The organism is Streptomyces alboniger (genome assembly GCF_008704395.1).
In the GTDB taxonomy this organism is placed as follows: domain Bacteria; phylum Actinomycetota; class Actinomycetes; order Streptomycetales; family Streptomycetaceae; genus Streptomyces; species Streptomyces alboniger.
This window is the reverse complement of sequence record NZ_CP023695.1, coordinates 6,037,859-6,052,039: the sequence shown is the minus strand read 5'-3', so window position 1 is coordinate 6,052,039 and position 14,181 is coordinate 6,037,859. Positions and strand designations below refer to the sequence as shown.

The 14,181-nt window shown below is 71.1% G+C and carries 15 protein-coding genes; 5 read left to right on the top strand and 10 right to left on the bottom strand.

Annotated features, from left to right (window positions below; translation table 11 throughout):
- Positions 1 to 143 precede the first annotated feature (143 nt).
- From CP975_RS27015 to CP975_RS27005, 3 genes are read right to left on the bottom strand one after another with little or no spacing between them, the layout of a single operon-like run.
- Positions 144 to 911 (bottom strand): DUF3710 domain-containing protein, encoded by a 768-nt coding sequence (locus CP975_RS27015; RefSeq protein WP_030778714.1) that lies wholly within the window; start codon positions 909 to 911, stop codon positions 144 to 146.
- Between the two features lies 1 nt (position 912).
- Positions 913 to 1,455: a dUTP diphosphatase gene (dut, locus tag CP975_RS27010; protein ID WP_030778712.1), complete on the bottom strand. Its 543-nt coding sequence runs from the start codon at positions 1,453 to 1,455 to the stop codon at positions 913 to 915.
- Positions 1,452 to 2,036: a PaaI family thioesterase gene (locus CP975_RS27005; protein ID WP_055531358.1), complete on the bottom strand. Its 585-nt coding sequence runs from the start codon at positions 2,034 to 2,036 to the stop codon at positions 1,452 to 1,454. Before CP975_RS27005 ends, dut begins: the two co-directional genes overlap by 4 nt.
- A gap of 58 nt (positions 2,037 to 2,094) precedes the next feature.
- Between CP975_RS27005 and CP975_RS27000 the strand changes: the two genes are divergently transcribed.
- Positions 2,095 to 2,547, top strand: a complete 453-nt coding sequence (locus CP975_RS27000; RefSeq protein WP_055531359.1) for a DUF3093 domain-containing protein — start codon at positions 2,095 to 2,097, stop codon at positions 2,545 to 2,547.
- Positions 2,548 to 2,619: 72 nt separating this feature from the next.
- On the opposite strand, the gene CP975_RS26995 is transcribed toward CP975_RS27000, so the two are convergent.
- From CP975_RS26995 to CP975_RS26980, 4 genes are all read right to left on the bottom strand, one after another.
- Complete coding sequence (locus CP975_RS26995) at positions 2,620 to 3,549, bottom strand: hypothetical protein (RefSeq protein ID WP_199783010.1); 930 nt, start codon at positions 3,547 to 3,549, stop codon at positions 2,620 to 2,622.
- 13 nt (positions 3,550 to 3,562) lie between these two features.
- Positions 3,563 to 3,859, bottom strand: a complete 297-nt coding sequence (locus tag CP975_RS26990) for a DUF4193 domain-containing protein (protein WP_030357326.1) — start codon at positions 3,857 to 3,859, stop codon at positions 3,563 to 3,565.
- Positions 3,860 to 4,253: 394 nt separating this feature from the next.
- Positions 4,254 to 5,498, bottom strand: a complete 1,245-nt coding sequence (locus CP975_RS26985; protein WP_055531361.1) for a sensor histidine kinase — start codon at positions 5,496 to 5,498, stop codon at positions 4,254 to 4,256.
- 6 nt (positions 5,499 to 5,504) lie between these two features.
- Positions 5,505 to 6,158 carry a response regulator transcription factor gene (locus CP975_RS26980; RefSeq protein ID WP_030778701.1) on the bottom strand — a complete coding sequence of 218 codons (654 nt, stop codon included), beginning with the start codon at positions 6,156 to 6,158 and terminating at the stop codon, positions 5,505 to 5,507.
- Between the two features lie 303 nt (positions 6,159 to 6,461).
- Between CP975_RS26980 and CP975_RS35135 the strand changes: the two genes are divergently transcribed.
- A complete protein-coding gene (locus CP975_RS35135) occupies positions 6,462 to 6,635 on the top strand; it encodes a hypothetical protein (RefSeq protein ID WP_167532735.1) in 174 nt (57 codons plus the stop codon).
- A gap of 70 nt (positions 6,636 to 6,705) precedes the next feature.
- On the opposite strand, the gene CP975_RS26975 is transcribed toward CP975_RS35135, so the two are convergent.
- Both CP975_RS26975 and CP975_RS26970 read right to left on the bottom strand, forming a co-directional pair.
- Positions 6,706 to 7,515: an inositol monophosphatase family protein gene (locus CP975_RS26975; protein WP_055531362.1), complete on the bottom strand. Its 810-nt coding sequence runs from the start codon at positions 7,513 to 7,515 to the stop codon at positions 6,706 to 6,708.
- A 29-nt stretch (positions 7,516 to 7,544) separates the two neighbouring features.
- On the bottom strand, positions 7,545 to 8,672 hold the full coding sequence (locus CP975_RS26970; RefSeq protein ID WP_055531363.1) for a ferrochelatase: 1,128 nt from the start codon (positions 8,670 to 8,672) through the stop codon (positions 7,545 to 7,547).
- Positions 8,673 to 8,779: 107 nt separating this feature from the next.
- On the opposite strand from CP975_RS26970, the gene CP975_RS26965 reads away from it, so the two are divergent.
- The gene (locus CP975_RS26965) at positions 8,780 to 10,036 is read left to right on the top strand and encodes an MFS transporter (RefSeq protein WP_055531366.1); all 1,257 of its coding nucleotides are present in this window, start codon (positions 8,780 to 8,782) and stop codon (positions 10,034 to 10,036) included.
- Positions 9,978 to 11,315 (top strand): D-arabinono-1,4-lactone oxidase, encoded by a 1,338-nt coding sequence (locus CP975_RS26960; RefSeq protein ID WP_055531368.1) that lies wholly within the window; start codon positions 9,978 to 9,980, stop codon positions 11,313 to 11,315. Before CP975_RS26965 ends, CP975_RS26960 begins: the two co-directional genes overlap by 59 nt.
- Positions 11,316 to 11,321: 6 nt before the next feature.
- On the opposite strand, the gene CP975_RS26955 is transcribed toward CP975_RS26960, so the two are convergent.
- Entirely contained in the window at positions 11,322 to 12,566 is a 1,245-nt protein-coding gene (locus CP975_RS26955) for a hypothetical protein (protein WP_246201636.1), read from the bottom strand.
- A gap of 470 nt (positions 12,567 to 13,036) precedes the next feature.
- Between CP975_RS26955 and sepH the strand changes: the two genes are divergently transcribed.
- Positions 13,037 to 14,125: a septation protein SepH gene (sepH, locus tag CP975_RS26950; RefSeq protein WP_055531372.1), complete on the top strand. Its 1,089-nt coding sequence runs from the start codon at positions 13,037 to 13,039 to the stop codon at positions 14,123 to 14,125.
- Positions 14,126 to 14,181: the final 56 nt, after the last annotated feature.

The window sequence follows — 14,181 nt, the reverse complement described above, 5'->3', positions numbered from 1 at the left end:
GGGCGTACGCGAAGAAGGCCCGCAATGGTCCGGACGAACCGGAACCACTGCGGGCCACAAGGCACTTGACTCGCCGTCAGGCGCTGGACACTCGCCCCGCCGTCAGGCGGCGGGGGCGCCTGTCGCGCCGATGCGCGGCGGTGTCAGCGCACCTCGGTGATCTCGGGGCCGCGCTGAAGCTGCCCCATGCCACCCGAGAAGCGCGAGCCTTCCTGCTGCTCCTGCTGGACGCTGCCTTCGGCGACCATCTGCGCGTCGTCCGGCAGCTTCAGGACGATCGGGTCGCGGGGCGCCATCGGGCCCTCGCCGCGCACGACCACGGTGTCCCGGAAGATCTGCTCCAGCAGTCCGGCGGCCTGCGGCTGCACCGCGCCCTGCCCGGAGATCACCCCGCGCAGGAACCAGCGCGGCCCGTCGACGCCGACGAAGCGCACGACCTGCACGCCGCCCGTGCCGTCCGGCAGCTGCACGGGGACCTGCGCGCGCAGCTCCCAGCCGAGGGGGCCCTCGACCTCGTCGATGACACCGCCCTGCTGGGTGATGCCGGTCGCGATCTCCTCGCGGACCTCGCCCCAGATGCCCTCCTTCTTCGGGGCGGCGAAGCCCTGGAGCTGGATGGCGCTGTCCTGGAGCACGACGGTGGCCGCGACGATCGCGTCGCCCGCGACCTCTACCCGCAGCTCCATGCCCTCGACCCCCGGCACGAAGAGCCCGCCGAGGTCCACCCGGCCCTCGCCGGGCTCACGGACCTCGGAGATGTCCCAGGGACCGTCGGGACGGGGCTCCGGCTCCAGCCTCACGCGCGAGCGCGCGACGTCGGCCTGGTCATTGCTGTCCACGCCGTCGACGACCTGCTCGTCCGCGCCCGCCGCGTCCTCGGCGGCACTGTCCTTCTTGCGACGTCCGAACACGTCACTGTCCTTCCCGGTCGGATACGACCGATGCGTATCGATTCCCACCCGTTTGTTCGCCCGCGCTTCCGCCCGAGCCGACGTCCACGGCGGCATGGCCGCCGGTGGACCCGAAGCCCCCCTCGGCCCGTGCCGACGCGGGAAGCTCCGCCACCTCCTGGAAGCGCACCTTCTCGACCTGCTGGACGACCAGTTGGGCGATCCGGTCGAAGCGCTCGAACCGCACGGCCTCGCGCGGGTCGAGATTCACGACGATCACCTTGATCTCTCCACGGTACCCGGCATCCACCGTCCCCGGGGCATTCACCAGAGCGACACCGCAGCGGGCGGCGAGCCCCGAACGGGGGTGCACGAAGGCCGCGTACCCCTCGGGGAGCGCGATGGACACCCCGGTGGGCAGCACGACCCGCTCGCCGGGCGCGAGTTCACAGGATTCCGTCGTCCGCAGATCGGCGCCTGCGTCGCCGGGCCGCGCGTACGACGGCAGCGGTACGTCGGGGTCGACGCGCCTGATCAGCACGTCCAGAGGGGGGCGGGATGTCACGGGTTCACCTCGAAGGCGCGGGCGCGCCGGATCTGGTCCGGGTTGTTCATGGCGGCCTGGATCTCCTCCGGGCGGCCGTTGTCGATGAAGTGCTCGACCTTCACCTCGATGAAGAGGGCTTCGGCACGGACCGCGACGGGCCCTTCGGGGCCGCCGATCCGGCCGGTGGCGGTCGAGTAGATCTTCCGTCCTGCGACGGCGGTGACCTCGGCTTCCAGGAACAGCACGGTGCCCAGCGGCACGGGCCGTACGAAGTCGGTCTCCAGGCGGCCGGTCACCGCGATCACCCGCAGCAGCCAGTTCAGCGAGCCCAGCGTCTCGTCGAGCGCGGTGGCGAGGACGCCGCCGTGGGCGAGGCCCGGGGCGCCCTGGTGCGCCTCGCGGACGGTGAACTCCGCGGTGACGGTCACACCCTCCCCGGCGCGTGCCGCCAGGTGCAGTCCGTGCGCCTGCCCTTCGCCACAGCCGAAACAGTGTTCGTAGTGGGCACCGATCAACTCACCGGGAGCGGGCGCGTCGGGGTGGCGGACGGGCGCTATGGCGTCGGCCGGGGGCGTCAGAGCTGCAGATGTACCACTCACAGGCGCAGACCTTACCTCCGCGTCAGCGCTCCCAGCTCCCCGTGCCAAGCTTGGTTCCATGCAGCCTTACGAAGAACGCCTGACCGCGCCCCGTTCGTGGTGGTTCGCCTCGGTACTGGTCGGTGTCGCGATGGCCCTGATCATGCTGCCGTTCGGCACCCTCCCGCTCCTCGGCGGCCTGGTCGGCGGCACGGCTGTGGCCGCGGTCGTCACCAGCGCGTACGGCTCGGTGCGGATCCGCGTGATGGCCGGCTCGCTGGTCGCGGGCGACGCGAGGATCCCGGTGTCCGCCCTGGGCGAGGCAGAGGTCCTGACGGGCGAGGAGACCCGCGCCTGGCGCTCCTACAAGGCCGACCCGCGCGCGTTCATGCTGCTGCGCGCCTACATCCCCACGGCCCTGCGCGTGAAGATCACGGATCCGGCCGACCCGACGCCGTACGCATACATCTCGACGAGGCACCCGGAGGCCCTCGCGGAAGCCTTGAACGCGGTGCGCCAGAACACTCCCTGAGCCGGAGCGCCCGTCAGGGGCGCGGAGAACTGCGCGACCAGCCACAGCAGGGCCCGCAGACCCTCACCGGACTCAGCCGCCCAACTCCTTGGGACGCCCGCCCAACCGCAGAGGATCGTCCGGCGCCTCCAGAGGCGGAAGCTCCGGAAGCGCGTCCCACGGCACCTGCCGCGTCCGCAGGTCCTCCCTGATCTTCGCGGCGAGCTTCTTGGTGTCCCGGCGGTTCATCACCGCCCCGACCGCGGCGCCCACCATGAAGGGCATGAGGTTCGGGAGGTTGCGGACCATCCGCTTCATGATCTGCTGGCGCAGCTCCCGCTTCACCTGGCCCCCCAGGGCGGCGTTGAGCGTCGTGGGCTTGGACACGTCGACGCCGCGCTCCTGCGTCCACGAGGTCAGATACGCCGTGCTGCGCTGCTTGAGATTGCCGCCGGGCCGCTGACCGTAGACCTCGTGCAGCTCGGCGATGAGTTTCAGTTCGACGGCGGCGACGCCGGTGATCTCGGCCGCGAGCTCGGCGGGCATCGCGGGCGGCACGGGCATCATCGCCGCGGCGCCCACTCCCGCGCCCACCGTGGACGAGGCGTTGGCCGCGCCGGAGACGAGCTTGTCCGCCAGCTGCTCCGGGCCGAGGCCCGGGAACTGCTTGCGGAGGGTCGCCAGATCGCGGACCGGGATCCGCGGGGCGTTCTCGATGAGGCGGTCGGCGAGATAGCCGATGCCGGCCTTGGCGCCGCGCCCGCCCTTGCGCACGCCTTCTCTCATTCCGACCGCGACGGCGGCAACGCGGCTCCGGGACCCGGCTGTCCGAGTGGTCCTGGAGGCCTTGTCGTCCGCCGTCTCGCCCGGCGCCACCTCAAGGGCGCTCGCCGGTTCGAGCGAGGCTGTTCCGCCTGTGGAAGAGCCCCGCTCGTCGTCACGCACGCCGTCGCCCGGGGCGCCGGCTTCGTCCGCTCCGCGCTTGCGGAAACGGCGCTTCCTGGACGGGGTCGAGCCAGTCACGGCCGACCCCGCCTCAGTCGCAGTCGCGACAGATCGGCTGGCCGTTCTTCTCCCTGGCCAGCTGGCTGCGGTGGTGCACCAGGAAGCAGCTCATGCAGGTGAACTCGTCCTGCTGCTTCGGGAGCACCCGGACGGCGAGCTCCTCGTTGGAAAGGTCCGCGCCGGGGAGTTCGAGGCCCTCGGCGGCCTCGAACTCGTCGACGTCGACCGATGAGGTCGACTTGTCGTTCCGCCGCGCCTTCAGTTCCTCGATGCTGTCCTCATTGACGTCATCGTCGGTCTTGCGTGGGGTGTCGTAGTCCGTTGCCATGTCGCTCTCCCCCTCTGGGTGTCTGCGGTGTCTCCAGCGCACGTAACGCGTGAGAGGCCGGACTTGTGCCCGACCCGAGGCGGAGATTTTGCCTCACATCAAGGTCTGTTACTCAATCGACACCCAACCGCACCCCTGAAGAGGTGATCGGCTTGGATGGCGATCGGGACCGTACACGGTCCGAATGTCGCACTTCACGGGCGTCACCCCGTGTACTTCCCGTGATCAAGACCCCTGAAAACCCGGATTTTCCCGGCTTTCCGACGACTTTCGCGATCACGGAGAGTAGATACCCATGAAATAGCCACTGTGATCGATCACACACGATTTTCCCGGGATCGAGTCCCGAAAATTCCGCGCAAAGCGAACACGCCGACGCACTCGCGGCAGCATCTCAGATGGGGAGCGTGACTCGCATCACGAGCCCTCCCCCCTCACGCGGCTCCGCGATGATACGGCCCCCGTGGGCCCGCGCCACCGACCGGGCGATCGACAGGCCGAGACCGACGCCCTTGTCGCTGCCCGTCCGCTCGGTCCGCAGCCTCCGGAACGGCTCGAAAAGGTTGTCGATCTCGTACGCGGGCACCACCGGGCCCGTGTTCGACACCACGAGGACCGCCTGGCCGTGCTGAGCCTCCGTGGTGACCTCGACCCATCCCTCGTCCGGCACGTTGTACCTGACGGCGTTCTGGACGAGGTTCAAAGCGATCCGCTCCAGGAGAACGCCGTTGCCCTGCACGACTGCCGGGCCGCGCTCCCCGCGGATCTCCACGGCCTTCGCGTCGGCCTCGGCCCGCACCTGGTCGACGGCGCGGTCGGCGACCTCGGCCAGGTCGACGGGCTTGCGCTCGACGATCTGGTTGTCGCTGCGGGCGAGCAGCAGCAGGCCTTCCACGAGCTGCTCGCTGCGTTCGTTGGTGGCCAGGAGCGTCTTGCCGAGCTGCTGGAGCTCGGGGGGCGCGCCGGGGTCGGAGAGGTGCACCTCCAGGAGCGTGCGGTTGATCGCCAGCGGAGTGCGCAGCTCGTGCGACGCGTTGCCGACGAAGCGCTGCTGGGCGGTGAAGGCCCGCTCCAGGCGGTCCAGCATCTCGTCGAAGGTGTCGGACAGCTCCTTCAGCTCGTCGTCCGGGCCGTCCAGCTCGATGCGCCGGGTCAGGTCCGTGCCCGCCACCCTGCGGGCGGTGCGGGTGATGCGGCCCAGCGGCGAGAGCACGCGGCCCGCCATCGCGTACCCGAAGGCGAACGCGATCACGGCGAGACCGAGGAGGGCGAGAAGTGAACGGCTGAGGAGGTTGTCCAGGGCATTCCGGCGGACCTGGTTGACGCACTCGTTCAGTGCCGCGTTGACCTGCTCGGCGGGGATCTGCGTCCCCGTCGGGAGGTTGTGACAGGTGTCGCTGCTCACCTTGGAGCCGCCCTCGATGGTGAAGGGCAGGTCAGTTCCCACGTTCAACGCCTGCGCGGCGAGCAGATAGATGATCGAGAGCAGCAGGATGCCCGCGATGAGGAACATGCCGCCGTAGAGCAGCGTGAGGCGTATGCGGATGGTGGGGCGCAGCCACGGGAAGGGTGCTTCGACCTTCCTCGGGTCCCACGTGGGCTTGGGAGGCGCGGCTGGCGGCGCCGGGGTCGCGGCCACCGGGGGTCAGATCCGGTAGCCGGAGCCCGGGACCGTCACGATGACGGCGGGCTCACCGAGCTTGCGGCGCAGGGTCATGACGGTGACCCGGACGACGTTCGTGAACGGGTCGGTGTTCTCGTCCCAGGCCTTCTCCAGCAGCTGCTCCGCGGAGACGACCGCGCCCTCGCTGCGCAGCAGTACTTCGAGGACGGCGAACTCCTTGGGCGCGAGCTGGATCTCCCTGCCGTCGCGGAAGACCTCGCGGCGGTTGGGGTCGAGCTTGATCCCGGCCCGCTCCAGGACGGGCGGGAGCGGCACGCTCGTACGCCGTCCGAGGGCGCGCACGCGTGCCGTCAGCTCGCTGAACGCGAAGGGCTTGGGGAGGTAGTCGTCGGCGCCGATCTCCAGGCCCTCGACCCGGTCGCTGACGTCGCCCGAGGCGGTGAGCATCAGGACGCGGGTCGGCATGCCGAGCTCGACGATCTTGCGGCAGACGTCGTCGCCGTGCACGAGCGGGAGGTCCCGGTCGAGCACCACCACGTCGTAGTCGTTGACGCCGATGCGCTCCAGGGCGGCCGCCCCGTCGTACACGACGTCGACGGCCATGGCCTCCCGGCGCAGTCCGGTGGCCACCGCATCGGCGAGCAGCTGCTCGTCCTCGACGACGAGTACGCGCACGTCGTTGTCCTTCCTCTGTGCCCCTGCGGGCAGGTTTGTCTCGGGGGTAGGCCTCCATCCTGCCCCTTTCGGCCATAAACCGGCTGTAAGGCGGTCTCGGGGCCCGGGAATGCGGGTTTTTCTCCGGCTGTTGAGGTTTCTGCGGAACGGAGCAAGGGGAGGACGGCCTTACACCCGCGATCACGCTTTGTATGTGGTGCGCCACAAACCGCTTTCTCCAGGGCGGCTCACGACGTGATCGAACCCTTCTTGAGGGCACACCCCCGTGCCATCGACCCACGACCCAGCCGAGGGGGCGCAACCATGGACGCATTCACCGCAGGTCTCCTGCAGCGCATAAAGGCCACGGAGTCCGACCTCACGATGGCCCGTGAGACGGGAGACGACTTCCTCGCCGAGGTCGAACAGGCGGAGCTGGAGGACCTCCACCGCCTGGCCGCCGAGCACGGAGTCGAGGTAGCCGCTCTCCAGGTCTGAGCAGTCCGAGCACATGCGCACGGAAGGGCCCCGGCAGCTGGACCAGCCGCCGGGGCCCTTCCGTGTGCCGTCAGTCGTGCCAGGCGCCGAGGTCCTCCAGGAGGCCCTGGAGGGGCTCGAAGAGGCCGGGCGGGGCCGCGACGGCCAGCTCGCCCGAGAGGGGCTCTCCGGGGCGGCCACCGGTCAGCGCGCCCGCCTCACGGGCGACGAGGTCACCGGCCGCGAAGTCCCAGGGGTTGAGCCCCCGCTCGTAGTACGCGTCCAGACGGCCCACCGCGACGTCGCACAGGTCGATCGCGGCCGACCCGCCGCGGCGGATGTCCCGCACCTTCGGGACGAGGTGCCGGGCGACCTCCGCCTGCCGGGCCCGGCGCTCGGTGAGGTAGCCGAAGCCGGTGCCCACCAGGGCCTGACCGAACGGCGGCGCGGGGCGGACGCGCGCGGGCGTCTCGCCGAGGAAGGCGCCCTCCCCCAGGGCCGCGCGGTAGGTCTCACCGCGCATCGGGGCGTGCACCACCCCGACCAGGGTCTCGCCGTCCTTGCGGGCGGCGATGGACACGCACCAGTCCGGGCGGCCGTACAGGTAGTTGACGGTGCCGTCGATCGGGTCGACGACCCACTCCACACCGCTGCTGCCCTCGAAGCTCGCGCCCTCCTCGCCGAGCACGCCGTCGTCCGGCCTGCGCTCGCCGAGGAAGCCGGTGATGAGCTTCTCGGAGGCGATGTCCATCTCGGTGACGACGTCCACGGCGCTGGACTTGGTGGCCGCCACCGCCAGGTCGTCGGGTCGGCCTTCGCGCAGGAAGACCCCTGCGCGGTGCGCGGCCTCCAGGGCGACGTCGAGCAGTTCGGCCTTGAGCGCCTTCAGTGGGTCCGTCATGGTGCTGGCTCCAGCTCGGGGATCGGGGGTCACGCGTACGGGCTGTCGGCGCCGGCGGCCGCGGGCTTCGGGGCGCGGGCCGGGCAGCAGCCCACCGGGCACAGGTCGTGGCTCGGACCCAGGGCCCCCAGCGCGCACGGAGTGACGGCCGTGCCGCTCTCCTTCGCCGCGCGCTCCAGGACCAGCTCCCTGATCGCCGCGGCGAACCGGGGATCGGCGCCGACCGTCGCCGAGCGGCGGACCGGGAGGCCCAGCTCCGCGGCCTTGGCCTCGGCCTCGGTGTCGAGGTCGTACAGCACCTCCATGTGGTCCGAGACGAAGCCGATGGGGACCATGACCACCGCGGGCGCCCCCGCGCCGTGCCGCTCCTCCAGGTGGTCGCAGATGTCGGGCTCCAGCCACGGGATGTGCGGGGCGCCGCTGCGCGACTGGTAGACGAGCTGCCAGGGGTGCTCGACACCGGTCTCCTCGCGCACCGCGTCGACGATGAGGCGGGCCACGTCCAGGTGCTCCTTGACGTAGGCACCGCCGTCGCCGTGGTCCTCGGCCGGCCCGGAGGTGTCGGCCGCGGCGTTCGGGATCGAGTGCGTCGTGAAGGCGAGGTGCGCGCCCCGGCGTACGTCCTCGGGCAGCTCGGCGAGGGACTTCAGGACGCCGTCGACCATCGGGCGTACGAAGCCGGGGTGGTTGAAGTAGTGCCGGAGCTTGTCGACCCGCGGCACCTGGAGGCCCTCGGCCTCCAGGGCGGCGAGGGAGTCCGCGAGGTTCTCGCGGTACTGGCGGCAGCCCGAGTACGAGGCGTAGGCGCTGGTGGCCAGGACCAGGATGCGGCGACGGCCGTCGGTGACCATCTCGCGCAGGGTGTCGGTGAGGTAGGGCGCCCAGTTGCGATTGCCCCAGTAGACCGGCAGGTCGAGGCCGTGCTCCGCGAAGTCCTTGCGCAGGGCGCCCAGCAGGGCGCGGTTCTGGTCGTTGATCGGGCTGACCCCGCCGAACAGGAAGTAGTGCTGCCCCACCTCCTTGAGCCGCTCCTTGGGGATGCCGCGCCCGCGCGTCACGTTCTCCAGGAACGGGACGACGTCGTCGGGGCCCTCCGGGCCGCCGAACGAGAGCAGCAGCAGGGCGTCGTAGGGCGTGGGATCGAGCACATCGGACATGCTCCCGATCCTGCCACCAGGCACTGACAGCCGGAAAATCACGGTGCGTCCGGCACCCCGGGAGCCGTAAGCTGTATCAGCCACCTTTACGCCTTACCGGAGTCCACGTGCCCAGCCCCTACCGCGCTCTCTTCGCCGCCCCCGGCACCAAGGCGTTCTCCACCGCCGGGTTCCTCGGCCGCATGCCGATATCGATGATGGGCATCGGCATCGTGACGATGGTGTCCCAGCTGACCGGGCGCTACGGCCTCGCGGGCGCGCTGTCGGCGACCGTCGCGCTGTCCGCCGCCGCGATCGGCCCGCAGATATCGCGGCTCGTGGACCGGCACGGCCAGCGCCGGGTGCTCAGGCCCGCGACGCTTGCCTCCCTGGCCGCGGTGACGGGTCTGCTGCTCTGCGCGAAGTTCGAGGCGCCCGACTGGACGCTGTTCGTCTTCGCCGCGCTGGTCGGCTGTGTGCCGAGCGTAGGCTCGATGATCAGGGCGCGCTGGGCCGTCCTCTACCGCGACACCCCGCAGCTGCACACCGCGTACTCCTTCGAGTCGGTGGTGGACGAGGTCTGCTTCATCTTCGGGCCGATCATCTCGATCGGGCTCTCCACGGTGTGGTTCCCCGAGGCCGGACCGCTGCTCGCCGGGGCCTTTCTCGCCGTGGGCGTCTTCTGGCTGACGGCACAGCGGGACACTGAGCCGGTGCCGCACCCTCGCGAACACCACACCGGGGGTTCGGCGTTGCGCTCGGGCGGCCTCCAGGTGCTCGTCGCCACCTTCGTCGCGACCGGCGCGATCTTCGGGGCGATCGACGTGGTCACCGTGGCGTACGCGGAGGACCAGGGCCACAAGTCCGCGGCGAGCCTGGTGCTCGCGGTCTACGCCCTCGGCTCCTGCCTCGCCGGGGCCGTCTTCGGGCTGCTGCGCTTCAAGGGGGCGCCGGCGCCCAGGTGGCTGCTGGGTGTCTGTGCGATGGCCGTGAGTATGATCCCGCTTCAACTGGTCGGGAACCTGCTGTTTCTGGCCGTGGCGCTGTTCGTCGCGGGCCTCTTCATCGCACCGACAATGATCACGACGATGGCCCTCGTCGAGCAGCACGTACCACGCGCGAAACTGACCGAGGGCATGACCTGGGTGAGCACCGGGCTCGCGGTCGGCGTCGCGCTCGGCTCCTCCGCGGCCGGCTGGGTGATCGACGCCGCGGGACCGGACGCCGGGTACGCGGTTCCGGGAATCTCGGGAGCGGCCGCGGTCGTGGTCGGGTTCCTGGGGTATCGCCGGCTGAACGGGCCGGTTCCGCGACGGGGAGGGACCCATGAGCACGGGAACTGGAACGGGCACGGGCAGCGGGAGGAGCACAGCGACGTGGCGTAACTGGGCGGGCAACGTCACCACGCGGCCCGCCAGGGAGGTCACCCCCGCGACGGTGGACGAACTCGCCGGGGCGCTGCGCGAGGCCAGGGCCGACGGCCTCAGGGCGAAGCCCGTCGGCTCGGGCCACTCCTTCACGGCGGCCGCCGCGACCGACGGCCTCCTCATACGCCCCGGCCTGCTCACCGGCATCCGCGGCATCGACCGCGCGGCGGGCACGGTCACCGTCGAGGCGGGCACCCCGCTGAAGCGCCTGAACACGGCGCTCGCCCGTGAGGGCCTGTCGCTCACGAACATGGGCGACATCATGGAGCAGACCGTCTCCGGAGCCGTCAGCACCGGCACCCACGGCACGGGCCGCGACTCGGCCTCGATCGCCGCGCAGATCACGGGCCTTGAGCTGGTCACCGCGGACGGCACGGTCCTGACCTGCTCCGCCGACCAGAACGCCGATGTCTTCGCCGCCGCTCGCGTCGGGCTCGGCGCGCTCGGCGTCATCACCGCGATCACCTTCGCCGTGGAGCCGGTCTTCTTCCTCACGGCCCGCGAGGAACCGATGACCTTCGAGAGGGTCACCAGCGACTTCGACGCCCTCTTCACCGAGAACGAGCACTTCGAGTTCTACTGGTTCCCGCACACCGGCAACTGCAACACCAAGCGCAACAACCGCAGCCTGGGCCCGGTGGCCCCACCCGGCAGGATCAGCGCCTTCGTAGAGGACGAACTGCTCTCCAACGGCCTCTTCCAGGTGGTCAACTCCCTCGGCCGGGCCGTCCCCGCGACCATCCCGGGCATCGCCAAGATCTCCAGCAAGGCGCTCTCCGCCCGCACGTACACGGACATCCCCTACAAGGTCTTCACCAGCCCACGCAGGGTGCGCTTCATGGAGATGGAGTACGCCGTTCCGCGCGAGGCCCTCGTGGAGACCCTGTGCGAGCTGAGGGCCATGGTGGACCGCTCGCGGCTGCGGATCAGCTTCCCGGTGGAGGTCCGCACGGCGCCCGCGGACGACATCGCGCTCTCCACGGCCTCGGGCCGGGAGAGCGCGTACATCGCCGTCCACATGTACAAGGGCACGCCGTACCAGGCGTACTTCGCGGCGGCCGAGCGGATCTTCACCGCGCACGAGGGGCGGCCGCACTGGGGCAAGCTGCACACGCGCGACGCGGAGTACTTCGCCGAGGTATACCCCCGCTTCGGCGAGTTCACGGCCCTGCGCGACCGCCTCGACCCCGACCGCGTGTTCGGCAACGAGTATCTGCGGCGGGTTCTCGGCGACTGACGCCGGCTACGGGCTGGTGGTCTCGCCCTGCTGCGCGTCGCCGCCCGTGCCCGTGCCGCTGCCGGGCCCCGTGCCGCTGGACGGCGTGGGGGCCGGAGGCGGCGTCGGCGTCGGGTCCGTCTTGGAACCGTCGTCTCCGGAGTCGTCGCCCGTGTCCTTGCCGGGATCGGTGCCGGTGTCCTTGTCGGGCTCGTTGTCCGAACCGGAGTCGCGGCCTGTGCCGTTGCCGTCGCCCTGGCCCGGCGTCCGACCGCCGGTCCCGTTCGGGTCCGGGGTCGCGGTGCCGCCGCCCTCCTGGGAGCCGTCATCGGTCCCCGAAGTGCCGTTGTCCGAGGGCTGCACTGACGGCTCGGAAGGAGTGGACGGCCTCTTCGGAGAGGTGTTGTTCCCCGAGATGCCGTTGCCGATCGTCGTGCCCTTGCCTCCGCTGAGGTCCTCCCCGGACACCACCTCGTACGTGGTGATGCCGGCCATCGCGACACCGAAGACCACGGCCCCCGCGATCAACGGCCGCTTCCAGCTGCGGATCTGCGCGCGGTGTGTGGTCCCGTCGGTGAACTCGTCCGAGAACTCGTCCGACGGGAGCGGCGGTTCGACCGGCGTCCCCGGAGCCGGCACCTGAGTCCCCGCGCGGAGCACGCGCGTGGCGTCGTCGCGGGGCATGAGCTGGGTGGCGTCCTCGCGCGGCACCAACTGCGTGGCGTCGACCGAGCCGAGCAGTTGCGTCTGCTCGGCATCGAGGTCGGCGGCCACCGACGGCAGTACGGTCGTCGGGTCGGCGTCGGCCGCGGTCGGCAACGCCCTGGTCGCGTCCGGCTCGGCTCCGGCTTCCTGACTGCGGCCCCACGTGGTGGTCACGGGCCCGGTGGCGGACGCGGCGCCCGGGTAGGCGGTGGTTCTGAACGTGTCGGGCACCGATGTGGCGGTGGTCACCGGCACTTGGTGCGCCTTCGGCTTGGCCTGCACCGCGACGACGCGTATCTGCTCGCCCGTGCGCTTGAAGAAGTGCTGGAAGATCGTGCCGCCGCAGGTCGCGATGCCGCTCACGACGCCGGCGCCGAGGATCGTTCCGTAGACGCCGAGGTTCGAGGCGAGCTTCGCCGCCACGACCGCGGCGATGGCGCTCCCCGCCACCTGCGGCACGCTGAGATCGAGGCGCCGCTTCTCCTCCGGCTCCTCCTGGTCCTTCGCGGCCGTGCCCATCGAGTCCGTACCCTTCGACCCCTTGCCGGAATCCGGCTTTATTCGCATCTCCGACCCTTGCCTGCCTTTCTCACCTTTTCGACTGACCACACGAGAAGGGGACGTACGGGCGAAGCCATTAGTTCCGTTTCGGGGGTTTCCGTGAAGTGCGCCACCCGCGCGCGGGGTTGTGAGCCCGAAAACGCCACCAACTCCCTTCCCCCATGAGAAGTTCGGCGGCGCGGCGGTCCACCCGCGTGGCCCGAATGGAGTACTGTTGCGAGCCCTGGGTCCGGTCTCCCGCCAGGGTGCCCGGGGCCTTCCAGAACCACCGGGTGGGAGGCTCGCTGCACAGGGTGACGAACGTCGTCACTTAGCGTTGCGAAACGGTAACCGTGCCATAACGGCGATCCAGGGCCCCTGCCCGACACGCCGGGCAACTCGGCAAGGTTGTGGCAGGCTGCACCCGGGCAGGCCACACTCGACTAGCGGAAGCAGCGACGCACGTGACGTCGGCAGGCACCACCCGGGAGGTCCCCATGCCCGAACTGCGTGTCGTGGCCGTCAGCAACGACGGCACACGGCTGGTGCTGAAGGCTGCGGACAGCACGGAGTACACGCTTCCGATCGACGAACGGCTGCGCGCGGCCGTCCGCGGCGACCGGCCCCGACTCGGCCAGATCGAGATCGAGGTGGAGAGCCACCTCCGCCCGCGTGACATCCAGGCACGGATACGTGCCGGTGCCAGCGCGGAAGAAGTGGCCCAGCTCGCCGGCATCCCCGTTGATCGCGTCCGCCGCTTCGAAGGACCCGTGCTCGCCGAGCGCGCCTTCATGGCGGAGCGCGCCAGGAAGACCCCCGTACGCCGTCCCGGCGAGAACACCGGACCCCAGCTCGGCGAGGCCGTCCAGGAACGGCTGCTGCTGCGCGGCGCCGACAAGGAATCCGTCCAGTGGGACTCCTGGCGCCGTGACGACGGCACCTGGGAGGTCCTGCTCGTCTACCGCGTCGCGACCGAGCCGCACTCCGCGAGCTGGACGTACGACCCGCCCCGGCGGCTCGTCCAGGCCGTGGACGACGAGGCGCGCTCGCTGATCGGCGAGACGGACGACATCGCGGCACCGGAGCCCAGCTTCCCGTTCGTGCCGCGCATCGCCCGGCTCCCCCGGGACCGGCCGCTCGACCGCGCCCTGGACCGGCAGCTGGACCGCCCGAGCATCCCCGCCTCCCCCGTCGACCCCTCGGAGGAGGGCGAGGGCGCGGGCTCCGCGGTCGCCGAGCAGGAGCGCGACTCGCTGACGAGCCTCCTGGAGGCGGTGCCGAGCTTCCGCGGCGACATGGTCGTGCCCGAGCGCCCCGCGGTCACGACCACCACCGAACTGCCGCCGCCCGCTCAGGAGGAGTCCGAGCAGGAGGCCGAGGCCGAGGAAGCCCCCGCGGCATCGGCCGGCGCCGGTGCGGCCTACGCGGACGTGCTCATGCCGCGCTCGGTGGCCAGCCACCGCGACCGGCTCGTCGGCTCCACGGACCGGCAGGCCGAGGCCGACGGAGTGCGCCCCGGGCGCCGCGCCGCGGTGCCCAGCTGGGACGAGATCGTCTTCGGCACGCGGCGCAAGAAGCAGGAGTAGCCCCGGCCCCGGACGCCCCTGACGTACGACGCCACAGGCCCCGCACCGGCAGGTGC